Origin of the sequence: Microbacterium lacus, from assembly GCF_002812805.1 — a bacterium.
GTDB lineage: Bacteria > Actinomycetota > Actinomycetes > Actinomycetales > Microbacteriaceae > Microbacterium > Microbacterium lacus_A.
Map to the genome: position 1 here is coordinate 300217 of NZ_NMUM01000022.1, position 11156 is coordinate 311372.

Sequence of the window (11156 nt, forward strand, 5' to 3'; positions counted from 1 at the left end):
CGCGGAGGGGCCGACGCCGCGTACGTGACGCCGGGTGCCCTACGTCGTGACGCGCTCGGACCCACTCAGCTCGGGCTCGGCGCGCTCGGGCTCATCCTGTACCGCATCGCTCTGCGCGAGCTCGGTCGCCCACCAGGCCAGGAGTGCGACGACCAGAACGAGCGAGACATCGCCGATCGAGAGCGGACGCAACGCCAAGAGCCAGAGGATTGCCAGCGCGGCGAGGGCCACCCGCACCAGGACGCGGTACGCGTACATCCAGCGGCCGACGCGGCCCGTGTCCACGCCGCTTGAGCGAAGCGTCGAGCGCAGCCGGTGGTTGATGCCTGCGGCACCGGTCCGGATCGCGATCGCCGCTGTGCTCCGCCCCTGTACCCATGCAAGAAGCGCGAGCAGAACACCGATCAGCGCGACCACCGCGGCGGTGTCACGCATCGCCGTGACGATCTGTTCGTAGATGGCATCGACGGCCGTGATCGGGAGAGCGAGTTGCGACGCCGCGATCGACGCAACCGTTGCGCCAATTGCGAGGGCAATGGCGAGTGTTCCGCCGCCGATGGCAATGGCTACACCCGTGCCGACGAGGGCGACGCTCTTCCGGCGTGCGAGGAGCACACCACCGACGAACAGGGCGAGTGTGATGAGCGGTAGCCACCATCCGACCGTCGCGGCGATTCCATAGACGATGCGAACGGTGACGAGCGCGTCGCTCTGAACGAGCACGATCGTGCGGTCGACGGAGGGGATAGCGGAGGCGAAACCGACGCCCTGCGCCACGAGCCGCTCCTTCACCTCATCGATGATCGGGGCCAGCGAGATGCCGACCTCGCCGGCGTCGCTGACGGTGACGGCCCCCGTCGGGGTCGTGCCCGTCGCGGCTGCGGCAAGCCCACGATGGCTCGAGCGGAGGGCCGTCTCCCAGACCGAGGCGAAGAGGTCGGATTCCACGAGCTGGGTCACGGATGTGCCGATCAGGCCGCGGAGCCCTTCCACCGCCGGACCGCGGAGCAGATCTATGGCGGCCGTGGCCCGAGGCGGCAGTCCGAGCCCACCGAGTCCGTCGAACAGATCGTCGGTCAGGCCCTGCAGGTCGAGCGACTCGTCGATCGCCACCGTCGCCTCGTCGACGATCAGCGCCTGCACGGCGGGATCCTGCGCCAGGGGAGCGAACGTAGCGACGAAGGCGGTCTCGTCGACGAGTTCGGTGCGTGCCCACGCCGACACGATCGACACGGGTACCAAGAGCGCCGCGACGACGATCACTGCGGCGGACAGGACTCCGCGCCACGTGCCCTTCCGCGGCCGCGAGACGCGGTCCGGGCGAGCGGGCGTCGCTTCGAGGCGCGAGCGAAGCCGTTCGTTCTCGGCTTCGAGTTCGGCGAGCCGACGCGCGACCTCCGCGTCGTTCGCGGAGGCGGAGGTGGGGTTGGTCACATCCCCTTATACCGCTCCCACGCCTGCGCGCGCAGGTTTTCCCGCAACAGCGCCCGGGGCCACCGCGGGTGGTCAGACTGCGCGCAGGACCGCGACGACTTTGCCGAGAACGCTCGCGTGATCGCCGAGAATCGGCTCGAATGCGCTGTTGCGGGGCAGCAGCCACGTGTGGCCGTCGCGCCGCCGGAAGGTCTTGACGGTCGCCTCGCCATCGAGCATGGCGGCCACGATGTCGCCGTTCTCCGCGTTCGCCTGCGTGCGCACGACGACCCAGTCGCCGTCGCAGATAGCGGCGTCGATCATCGACTCGCCCGAGACACGCAGCATGAACAGTTCGCCCTTGCCGACGAGCTGGCGGGGGAGCGGGAACACTTCTTCCACCTGCTGGTCGGCAGTGATGGGGACGCCGGCCGCTATATGACCGACGAGAGGGACCATCGCCGCATCGCCCACGGGCGGGGCCGTGTCGGCGGGATTCTCGGTCGCGGTACCGGGGAGATCGATCAAGATCTCGATCGCGCGGGTCTTGCCCGAATCGCGCCGGAGGTATCCCGACAGCTCGAGCTGGTTGAGCTGGTGGGTGACGCTCGAGAGCGAGCGGAGGCCCACGGCGTCGCCGATCTCGCGCATGCTCGGCGGGTAGCCGTGCGCCTGAACCGCGCGCTGGATCACTTCGAGGATTGCGAGCTGCTTGTCGCTGAGGCTCTTGCGGCGGCGCGTGCGCGCCCGTGGCCCGGCGACTTCTTCGGTGACGGACGCGTCGTCCGCGCTCGCCTCCGAGTCCACGTCCCTCTCGGCATCCGACTCCGCCAGCGCGGAGTCCCCGGGCTCAAGCGTCATGTCGTGCTCCTTCCGCCGTACGAGGCGTCGCTCTGAATGCGATGTCGGTGGTCCCTGGTGTACTGCTCTTGCACCAGCGCGACCATCGAAACACTATCCGGTCCGTGGGACATTTCGGCACATCTGTTCGAGCGTGTCGAACGATTTCGGGCCATTCGAAGCGCAATAAGGACTTGACAACATGAAATACTCGAAGATAACTTCGGAACACAACTTCGCATCCGGCTCTCCCGGCCGAGAGCCGGATGCGGAGCTGGACTCACGACCGGCCCGCCCGGACTCGCGACCACCACGCTCATCCCGCGCTACACAGCACCGCACGATCCAGGAGGACAAGATGACCACCGCACTCATGTCGATGCCATCGCACACTCGCCTGCGGCTGACGGCACGCGGACGTCGCGTCGTCGTGAGCTTGGTGTCGCTGCCCCTGGCAGCAGCAGTGTTCGTCGGTGTCCTCGCGAGTGGCGAGGCCCTCGCCTCGCGCAGTGTTTCGGCGTCGGCCGATGAGTTCACCACCGTGCTGGTCGAGCCGGGTGACACCCTGTGGTCGATTGCCCTCGAGGTGGCGCCGACCTCCGATCCGAGGGATGTCGTGGACGAGATCGTCCGCCTGAACGCGCTCGGTTCTTCGTCTGTCGTCGCCGGACAGAGCATCGCGATCCCGGCCGACCTCGCCTCCTAGGGAAGAACACCCAGTCGTCGCCCCTCGTCTCGCGCGTCGTAGCATGGGAGGGGTGAGCGCATCCCTCGAAGACCTTCCTCTCCGTGACGATCTCCGAGGGAAGATTCCCTACGGAGCCCCGCAGGCCAGCGTGCCGATCGCACTGAACGTCAACGAGAACACGCACCCGGTTCCCCAAGAGGTGGCGGACGACATCCTGGATGGCATCGCCGTCGCCCTTCGTGAGATCAACCGCTATCCCGATCGCGAATTCGACACGTTGCGTGAGGCTTTCGCCGACTATCTCGGGCATGGCCTGACTGCGCAGAACATGTGGGCGGCGAACGGATCGAACGAGGTGCTGCAGCACATCATGCAGGCCTTCGGTGGGCCGGGTCGCACCGTTTTCGGATTCGGCCCGACCTACTCGATGTACCCGCTCCTGGCGGCAGGGACCGGTGCGGGGTGGGTTGTGGGTGAACGCGGACACGACTTCACGCTGACCCCGGAGTTCGCGGCCGAGCAGGTCGCGCAGGCGGACCCAGACATCATCCTGTTGTGTTCGCCGAACAATCCCACGGGAACACCGCTGCCCATCGACGTCATCGAGGCGGTGTATCAGGCATCCCGTGGCGTCGTCGTCGTCGACGAGGCGTATTGGGAGTTCGCACCGCACGACCAGCGGTCGGCGCTGACGCTTCTGCACGATCGTCCCCGTCTCGCGGTCTCGCGCACGATGAGCAAGGCGTTCGCCTTCGCCGGTGCGCGCGTCGGGTATCTTGCGGCGAATCCCGCGTTCATCGACGCTCTCCGCCTCGTGCGGTTGCCCTATCACCTGAGCTCGCTCACGCAAGCGGCCGCGCTCGGCGCGCTGCGCCACGCCGACACCATGCTTGCGATGGTCGACGACATCGTCGCGCAGCGTGACCGCATGGGTGCGACCCTGTCCGCGCTCGGATACGAACCGTACGAGTCATGGACCAACTTCATCCTGTTCGGTGGCGTGAACGATCCCGCCGCGACCTGGCGCGCGCTGTTCGAGCGTGGCGTGCTTGTTCGCGACGTCGGACTTCCCGGCACGCTGCGTGTCTCGGCGGGCACAGAGGATGAGACCACCGCGTTCCTCGACCAACTCGCGTCGATAGACTCGCAGGCATGAGCGAGCGCACGGCGAGCAAGACTCGTCGCACGAGTGAGTCATCCGTCGACCTCGAAATCAACCTCGATGGAACGGGTCGCTCGAGTATCGACACGACGGTTCCGTTCTTCGACCACATGCTCACGGCATTTGCGAAGCACTCGCTGACCGACCTGACCGTGAAGGCGACGGGCGACACGCAGATCGACGCACACCACACGGTCGAGGATGTCTCCATCGTGCTGGGCATCGCCATCCGCGAGGCGCTCGGCGACAAGGCCGGTATCTCTCGCTACGGCGACGCCCTCGTACCGCTTGATGAAGCCCTTGCGCAGGCGGTCGTCGACATTTCGGGTCGTCCGTACCTGGTGCACACGGGTGAGCCCGCCGGGTTCGAACACCACCTGATCGGTGGCCACTTCACGGGATCGCTCGTGCGCCACACGTTCGAGGCGATCGCGTTCAATGGTGGTCTCACGGTGCACATTCGCGTGCTCGAGGGGCGCGACCCTCACCACATCGCCGAGGCCGAGTACAAGGCCTTCGCCCGTGCCTTCCGCCAAGCCAAGTCGCTCGATCCCCTCGTCGAGGGGATCCCGAGCACCAAGGGTGCACTGTGACAGACGCGGATTCCGGAGAGCGTCGACCTCTCGTCGCCGTCCTCGACTATGGATCCGGCAACGTCCACTCGGCCGTCAAGGCGCTGCAGGCGGCGGGCGCTGACGCGCGTCTGACGTCGGACCCTCAGCTCGTGCTCGAGGCCGACGGTCTTCTCGTGCCCGGCGTCGGTGCTTTTCGCGCTGTCATGGAGGCGCTGCGGGCGAGCGGTGGGGACCGACTGATCGACCGGCGTCTCGCGGGTGGACGCCCCGTGCTCGGCATCTGTGTCGGCATGCAGGTGCTGTTCGAGCTGGGTGTTGAGCGCGGCGTGGACACAGAGGGCATGGGGGAGTGGCCGGGTGTCGTCCGCGAACTCGACGCCCCCGTTCTGCCGCACATGGGCTGGAACACGGTCCGCCCCGATCCGGGATCGAAGTTGTTCGCCGGTCTCGAGGATGAGCGCTTCTATTTCGTCCACTCGTTCGGCGTGCAGGAATGGCAGCTGGAGGCGAACGGGCCCTTCGCCAACCCGCACCTGACCTGGACGGACTACGGTGCACCGTTCCTCGCCGCGGTGGAGAACGGCCCGCTCTCGGCGACGCAGTTCCACCCCGAGAAGTCCGGTGCCGCGGGCATCCGACTGCTCGCGAATTGGATCGACGGCCTGACCCCGACTAACATCTAGGCTTCGTGCCTATCCGGCCTTCGGACCGCCCCGCGCGGCAGCCGAATCCGGTGTAAAACCGGCGCATCCGCCCACGCACGAGGATCCATGAACGACTTCTCCGCCACACCCGAGCTCGTCCTTCTTCCCGCCGTCGATGTCGCCGGAGGTAAGGCCGTCCGCCTCACCCAGGGCGAAGCCGGCACCGAAACCTTCCACGGCGATCCCGTCGACGCGGCCCTCGATTTCGCCCGGCAGGGCGCGACGTGGATTCACCTCGTCGATCTCGACGCGGCATTCGGTCGCGGAAACAACACCGCCGTTCTCCGCAAGGTGATCAAGCAGGTCAAGGGTGTGCGGGTCGAGCTCTCCGGGGGCATCCGCGACGACCGCTCACTCGAGGCCGCCCTCGAGAGCGGTGCCAGTCGCATCAACCTCGGCACCGCAGCGCTCGAGAACCCCGAATGGGCGGCAGATGTCATCGCCCGCTACGGCGAGGCGATCGCCGTCGGTCTGGATGTGCGGGGCACGACGCTGGCCGCGCGAGGCTGGACCGAGGACGGGGGCGACCTCTGGACGGTCCTGCAGCGTCTCGAAGCGGCCGGCTGCAGTCGCTACGTCGTCACCGACGTCACGAAGGACGGCACCCTCAAGGGTCCGAACCTCGACTTGCTCCGTCAGGTGACGTCGCGCACACCCAAGCCCGTCGTGGCCTCGGGCGGCGTCTCGAGCCTCGATGACATTGCGGCACTGCGCGAACTCGTCCCGCTCGGGGTCGAGGGCGCGATCGTCGGTCGGGCCCTCTACGCTGGCGCCTTCACGCTGGCCGAGGCGTTGGATGTCGCAGCCGGCTGACCCGGAAGACCCGAACGGCGCCGCGCACCAGCACGGCACCGACTCGGCGGGCGTTCCCTGGGAGGGGCGCGCATTTCAGCCGAACCCCCACGCGGGCGATGACGGTTCGGCGCCGGAAGCCTTCCTCGTCGCCCTCGCCGCGTTCCGCGCGGGCGAGGTCGGTCAGGCCGCCGTGGTCGATTCCTTGCGCGCCGCCCGCCTTCTCGTGCCCCTCGTCGCGGAACGTGGCGAGACGGGGGTCTCGGCATCCGGTCTGACCGTGGACAAGACGCAGGAGCTCTCGATCGTGACCGTGGCGGCCCCCGACGGGCGAACCGTGCTGCCAGCGTTCTCGAGCGTGGCGGCTCTGCAGGCGTGGGATGCGTCGGCGCGACCGATCCCAACGCCCGTGTTCCGCGTGGCTCAGGCCGCCGTGGGGGAGGGCACAGACCTGATCGTGGTCGACCCGGGTTCCGAGACCGAGTTCGTCATCCGTCGGCCCGCCGTCTGGGCGCTCGCGCAGGGCGAGTCGTGGATGCCGTCGTCAGAATCCGTCGAGGTGCGCCAGGCGTTCCTCGAATCGATCGCGTCCGAGCTGGCGGCCGTCGACATCGCACTCGAAGCGGGCGACCCGACTGCGCGCCTGCGCGGGCCCGAGACGATCGTCCGGTTGAGTCTGCTGCAGGGGCTCGATCGTCAGGAACTCGACCCCGTGCTCGCTCGCCTGGCTCAGCGGTGGGCGGCCGATGACCGCATCGCGACGCTCGTCGACTCGCTCACGGTTCGCCTGGAGCGCTCGGCGCCTTGAGCGCGGTTGATCCGCTCAGGTGACGGGTCCGGTCCACTTCTCGCCGGGTCCCTTGCCGATCGGATCGGGGATGACGGATGCCTCGCGGAACGCCAACTGCACCGAGCGCAGACCGTCGCGGAGCGACCGGGCGTGCATGTCGCTGACTTCGGGCGCGGCCGCGCTGATCAAGCCGGCGAGGGCGTTGATGAGCTTGCGAGCCTCGTCCAGGTCGGTCTGGTTGGCGGGATCATCGGCGAGCCCGGTCTTGACGGCGGCGGCACTTAGTAGGTGGACCGCGGTCGTCGTGATGATCTCGACGGCCGGAACATCCGCGATATCGCGGGTTGCGGCCGAGGCGGCACGCTCCTGTTCCTCCCAGCGAGCCTGGGTCGCGGCATCCGGTTCCATGCTGTGCGGGACATTGTCTTCGGGGGGAATCGTGCTCACGTGTCGCTCTCTGCTAGACTTCTGCGGGCTCCGGGACTTTTGTCTCGGTTCGAAGAGGATTCGCATCCCACCCGCGCCGGCCATAGGCCAGGCTACCGGGTCCACGTGCTCCGCTGGCTCGTCTCGATCCGAGGCATCCAGTGGTCTGGGCACAAAGCCGGCGGGCTGTATCAACTCCGCGCCGGGTGGAATGCGACGTTCGCTTCACCCGGAAACTCTCGTCTCCGGGTGCTTCCACCCCGTGCGGCTTCGTCGTGCGGTTACCCAGATCTAGAGGAGTTCCGCATCAGCGATCCCCGCACCAACGACCGCATCCGCGTGCCCGAGGTCCGACTCGTCGGCCCCGCAGGAGAGCAGATCGGTGTCGTCCGCATCGAGGCAGCGCTGCGCCTCGCTCAGGAGGCAGAGCTCGACCTCGTCGAGGTGGCCCCCAACTCGAAGCCGCCCGTGGTCAAGATCATGGATTACGGGAAGTTCAAGTACGAGGCTGCGCAGAAGGCCAAGGAAGCACGCCGCAACCAGGCGAACACGGTCCTCAAAGAGGTCCGTTTCCGCTTGAAGATCGACGAGCACGACTACGAAACCAAGCGCAAGCGCGCCGAGGGCTTCCTGAAGACCGGCGACAAGGTCAAGGCGATGATCCTCTTCCGTGGTCGCGAGCAGTCGCGTCCCGAGCAGGGTGTTCGTCTTCTGCGTAAGTTCGCGGAAGATGTGGCCGAGTACGGCACGGTCGAGTCGAACCCGACGATCGATGGTCGCAACATGGTCATGGTGGTCGCACCGCACAAGAACAAGTCCGAGGTCAAGACCGAGCAGAACGCCAAGCGCGACGCCTCCAAGCAGGCGGCACGCGAGGCACGCGGTCCCAAGCCCGAGTCCGAGACCGCCGACTCGGTCGCCGAGTAGGACCCCCACACCACTCCCGCCTCGGCGGGTGCACACCCACGACGCCCTCCGGGGCCTCAGCAAAGGAAAACGAGATGCCGAAGCAGAAGACCCACTCGGGTGCCAAGAAGCGCTTCAAGATCACCGGTAGCGGAAAGCTCAAGAAGCAGCAGGCCGGTATGCGCCACAACCTCGAGGGCAAGTCGAGCCGTCGCACGCGTCGCCTGAACCAGGACCAGGTCCTGTCCAAGGCCGACACCAAGGTCGCCAAGAAGCTTCTCGGTCGCTGAGCGCGCCGAATCAGGATAGGAAACAAGACAAATGGCTAGAGTCAAGCGGGCAGTAAACGCCCACAAGAAGCGTCGCGTCATCCTCGAGCGCGCCTCCGGTTACCGCGGACAGCGTTCGCGCCTGTACCGCAAGGCCAAGGAGCAGGTCACCCACTCCCTGGTCTACGCGTACCGTGACCGTCGCAAGCGCAAGGGCGACTTCCGTCGCCTCTGGATCCAGCGCATCAACGCCGCGTCCCGCCAGAACGGCCTGACGTACAACCGCTTCATCCAGGGCCTCGGCCTCGCGGGTGTGCAGGTCGACCGTCGCATGCTCGCCGAGCTCGCGGTCAACGAGCCCGCCACGTTCGCGTCGCTCGTCGCCACGGCCAAGGCCGCGCTGCCGGCCGACACGTCGGCGCCCAAGGCATCCGCGTAAGCACCTGTTTGTTCGAAGGCCCCGCTCTCTCTCGAGGGCGGGGCCTTCGGCGTTCACGGGCGCTACACCGCGGCGCCCTAGACTGTGCACGTGCTCGAGAACCCGCGCTCGCCGCGCGTGCGCGCCGTCGCAAAACTGACCAAACGAAGCGCCCGTCACGAGACGGGGCTGTTTCTGCTCGAGGGTCCGCAGGCCGTTCGCGAGGCTCTGACCTATCGGCCCGAGGCAATCGTCGAGTTTTTCGCGACCCCGACGGCTATCGAGCGGCACGGGGAACTACGTGAGCTCGCTGCCACCGCCGGTGTCGAGGTCGAGTACACGACCGAGGCCGTCCTCGACGCGATGGCCGACACCGTCACGCCGCAGGGGGTCGTCGCCGTCGCCCGGCAGTTCCCGGTTTCGATCCGCGAGATTTTCGGGGCATCCCCGCGCCTCATCGCCGTGTGCGAGGAGGTTCGCGACCCCGGCAATCTCGGCACGATCATTCGGGCAGCGGATGCCGCGGGCGCTGATGCCGTCGTGTTGACCGGCCGCACGGTCGATCCCTACAACCCCAAGGTTGTGCGCGCGACCACCGGTTCCCTGTTTCACCTCCCCATCGCGCTGACGACCGACCTCGCGGAGGCGCTCGAGCTGGCGCGCGGCGCGGGTCTGCGGGTCATCGCCGCCGATGTGAAGGGCGACGATCTGCTCGAGGCACGCGACCAGGGGATTCTTGCCGAGCCGACCGCATGGCTCGGTGGCGTCCGGCAAGGTGGTGTACGGATCGGGTGACCGTGTCGCTGCGGACGTAGCGACGGTCACCGCGTGATCCTTCGAGAGAACTCTTCACATCCATCTCGAAAGGACCCCGACGATGACCGTCTCACCCCACGATATCGACCCTGCCCGCTTCCTCGAAGACCACCTCGCGCAGGCGTCTCCCGATCTGCTGCGGGAGATGCTCGGCACGTTCATCAACCAGCTGCTATCCGCGGACGCGGACCAGATCTGCGGCGCCGCTTACGGCACGATCAGCGACGACAGGGTGAACCGTCGCAACGGTTACCGCCACCGCGACTTCGACACCCGCGCCGGGACCATCGACGTGAAGATCCCCAAGCTCCGGCAGGGCACCTACTTCCCGGAGTGGCTGCTGGAACGCCGCCGCCGCGCGGAGGCCGCACTGACCACCGTGGTCGCGACCAGCTACCTCCTCGGCGTGTCCACCCGTCGGATGGATGACCTGGTGAAGACCCTCGGGATCACCGGGCTGTCGAAGTCGCAGGTGTCGGAGATGGCGCGCGACCTTGACGAGCAGGTGACCGCGTTCCGCACCCGGCCGTTGGACGCCGGCCCGTACTCGTTCGTCGCCGCCGACGCGCTCACCATGAAGGTCCGCGAGGGCGGCCGGGTCGTGAAGGTCGCGGTGCTGGTCGCGACCGGCGTGAACGCCGACGGCTACCGCGAGATCCTCGGTCTGCAAGTCAACTCGACCGAAGACGGCGCCGGCTGGCTGACGTTCTGGCGCGACCTCGTCGCGAGAGGCCTGACCGGCGTGAAGCTCGTCACGTCCGACGCACACGCAGGTCTGGTCGCAGCGATCGGCGCGACCGTCGGCGGGTCCTGGCAGAGGTGCAGAACCCACTACGCGGCGAACCTGATGAGCGTGACCCCAAAGTCCTCGTGGCCATGGGTGAAGACCCTGCTGGGCACGGTTTTCGACCAGCCCGACGCGGAGTCCGTGCACGCCCAGTTCGACCGCGTCCTGGACGCGCTCGAGCACAAGCTCCCCAGGTCGTTCGAGCACCTCGAGGCCGCACGTGAGGAGATCCTCGCGTTCACCGCGTTCCCGAAGAGCATCTGGCGGCAGATCTGGTCCAACAATCCGAACGAACGCCTCAACCGGGAGATCCGCCGCCGCACCGACGTCGTGGGCATCTTCCCGAACCGCGACGCGATCATCCGGCTCGTCGGCGCCGTCCTCGCCGAGCAACACGACGAGTGGGCCGAGCAACGCCGCTACCTCGGCCTCGACGCCCTCGCCGCCGCACGCCGCGTCGGCGAACCCACCACAGAGGAGGTGATCGAACCCGACCTTCGGGCCCTCACAGCCTGACCTCGACACGAGGGATCACACGATCACCGATACACCACGTCCCAGGACTTGACC

At 67.5% G+C, this 11156-nt stretch carries 14 protein-coding genes; 11 read left to right on the top strand and 3 right to left on the bottom strand.

Going from position 1 to position 11156, the window contains the following annotated elements:
• Positions 1-39 precede the first annotated feature (39 nt).
• Positions 40-1434 (bottom strand): hypothetical protein, encoded by a 1395-nt coding sequence (locus CGU34_RS07700; RefSeq protein ID WP_051512864.1) that lies wholly within the window; start codon positions 1432-1434, stop codon positions 40-42.
• 72 nt (positions 1435-1506) lie between these two features.
• A complete protein-coding gene (gene lexA / locus CGU34_RS07705) occupies positions 1507-2274 on the bottom strand; it encodes a transcriptional repressor LexA (RefSeq protein ID WP_081766093.1) in 768 nt (255 codons plus the stop codon).
• 337 nt (positions 2275-2611) lie between these two features.
• On the opposite strand from lexA, the gene CGU34_RS07710 reads away from it, so the two are divergent.
• From CGU34_RS07710 to CGU34_RS07735, 6 genes are all read left to right on the top strand, one after another.
• On the top strand, positions 2612-2959 hold the full coding sequence (locus tag CGU34_RS07710; RefSeq protein ID WP_036294651.1) for a LysM peptidoglycan-binding domain-containing protein: 348 nt from the start codon (positions 2612-2614) through the stop codon (positions 2957-2959).
• Between the two features lie 52 nt (positions 2960-3011).
• On the top strand, positions 3012-4097 hold the full coding sequence (locus CGU34_RS07715) for a histidinol-phosphate transaminase (protein ID WP_036294654.1): 1086 nt from the start codon (positions 3012-3014) through the stop codon (positions 4095-4097).
• The gene (hisB, locus tag CGU34_RS07720; protein ID WP_036294657.1) at positions 4094-4696 is read left to right on the top strand and encodes an imidazoleglycerol-phosphate dehydratase HisB; all 603 of its coding nucleotides are present in this window, start codon (positions 4094-4096) and stop codon (positions 4694-4696) included. Before CGU34_RS07715 ends, hisB begins: the two co-directional genes overlap by 4 nt.
• Positions 4693-5361, top strand: a complete 669-nt coding sequence (gene hisH, locus CGU34_RS07725) for an imidazole glycerol phosphate synthase subunit HisH (RefSeq protein ID WP_036294660.1) — start codon at positions 4693-4695, stop codon at positions 5359-5361. The genes hisB and hisH overlap by 4 nt, the downstream gene beginning before the upstream one ends.
• An 87-nt stretch (positions 5362-5448) precedes the next feature.
• Positions 5449-6195, top strand: coding sequence for a bifunctional 1-(5-phosphoribosyl)-5-((5-phosphoribosylamino)methylideneamino)imidazole-4-carboxamide isomerase/phosphoribosylanthranilate isomerase PriA (gene priA / locus CGU34_RS07730; protein WP_100813756.1), 747 nt, complete (start codon positions 5449-5451; stop codon positions 6193-6195).
• On the top strand, positions 6179-6982 hold the full coding sequence (locus tag CGU34_RS07735; RefSeq protein ID WP_100813757.1) for an SseB family protein: 804 nt from the start codon (positions 6179-6181) through the stop codon (positions 6980-6982). The genes priA and CGU34_RS07735 overlap by 17 nt, the downstream gene beginning before the upstream one ends.
• Positions 6983-6997: 15 nt before the next feature.
• Here CGU34_RS07735 and CGU34_RS07740 read toward each other — a convergent pair whose 3' ends face one another.
• Positions 6998-7372, bottom strand: coding sequence for a DUF1844 domain-containing protein (locus tag CGU34_RS07740; RefSeq protein ID WP_051514236.1), 375 nt, complete (start codon positions 7370-7372; stop codon positions 6998-7000).
• Between the two features lie 324 nt (positions 7373-7696).
• Here CGU34_RS07740 and infC point away from each other — a divergent pair, with 324 nt between their 5' ends.
• From infC to CGU34_RS07765, 5 genes are all read left to right on the top strand, one after another.
• Complete coding sequence (gene infC, locus CGU34_RS07745) at positions 7697-8317, top strand: translation initiation factor IF-3 (RefSeq protein WP_081766484.1); 621 nt, start codon at positions 7697-7699, stop codon at positions 8315-8317.
• 74 nt (positions 8318-8391) lie between these two features.
• Positions 8392-8586 (top strand): 50S ribosomal protein L35, encoded by a 195-nt coding sequence (rpmI, locus tag CGU34_RS07750; protein ID WP_036301881.1) that lies wholly within the window; start codon positions 8392-8394, stop codon positions 8584-8586.
• Between the two features lie 31 nt (positions 8587-8617).
• A complete protein-coding gene (gene rplT, locus CGU34_RS07755; protein WP_036301883.1) occupies positions 8618-9004 on the top strand; it encodes a 50S ribosomal protein L20 in 387 nt (128 codons plus the stop codon).
• Positions 9005-9094: 90 nt separating this feature from the next.
• Positions 9095-9778: a TrmH family RNA methyltransferase gene (locus CGU34_RS07760; RefSeq protein WP_100813758.1), complete on the top strand. Its 684-nt coding sequence runs from the start codon at positions 9095-9097 to the stop codon at positions 9776-9778.
• A gap of 82 nt (positions 9779-9860) precedes the next feature.
• Positions 9861-11102, top strand: a complete 1242-nt coding sequence (locus tag CGU34_RS07765) for an IS256 family transposase (protein ID WP_100809640.1) — start codon at positions 9861-9863, stop codon at positions 11100-11102.
• The last annotated feature ends 54 nt before the right edge of the window (positions 11103-11156 follow it).

What these genes read in the sequence shown, in the direction of transcription:
- lexA (WP_081766093.1), bottom strand. Translation starts at nt 2,274, where the DNA reads ATGACGCTTGAGCCCGGGGACTCCGCGCTGGCGGAGTCGGATGCCGAG.
- CGU34_RS07710 (WP_036294651.1), top strand. Translation starts at nt 2,612, where the DNA reads ATGACCACCGCACTCATGTCGATGCCATCGCACACTCGCCTGCGGCTG.
- hisB (WP_036294657.1), top strand. Translation starts at nt 4,094, where the DNA reads ATGAGCGAGCGCACGGCGAGCAAGACTCGTCGCACGAGTGAGTCATCC.
- priA (WP_100813756.1), top strand. Translation starts at nt 5,449, where the DNA reads ATGAACGACTTCTCCGCCACACCCGAGCTCGTCCTTCTTCCCGCCGTC.
- CGU34_RS07735 (WP_100813757.1), top strand. Translation starts at nt 6,179, where the DNA reads ATGTCGCAGCCGGCTGACCCGGAAGACCCGAACGGCGCCGCGCACCAG.
- CGU34_RS07740 (WP_051514236.1), bottom strand. Translation starts at nt 7,372, where the DNA reads ATGGAACCGGATGCCGCGACCCAGGCTCGCTGGGAGGAACAGGAGCGT.
- rpmI (WP_036301881.1), top strand. Translation starts at nt 8,392, where the DNA reads ATGCCGAAGCAGAAGACCCACTCGGGTGCCAAGAAGCGCTTCAAGATC.
- rplT (WP_036301883.1), top strand. Translation starts at nt 8,618, where the DNA reads ATGGCTAGAGTCAAGCGGGCAGTAAACGCCCACAAGAAGCGTCGCGTC.
- CGU34_RS07765 (WP_100809640.1), top strand. Translation starts at nt 9,861, where the DNA reads ATGACCGTCTCACCCCACGATATCGACCCTGCCCGCTTCCTCGAAGAC.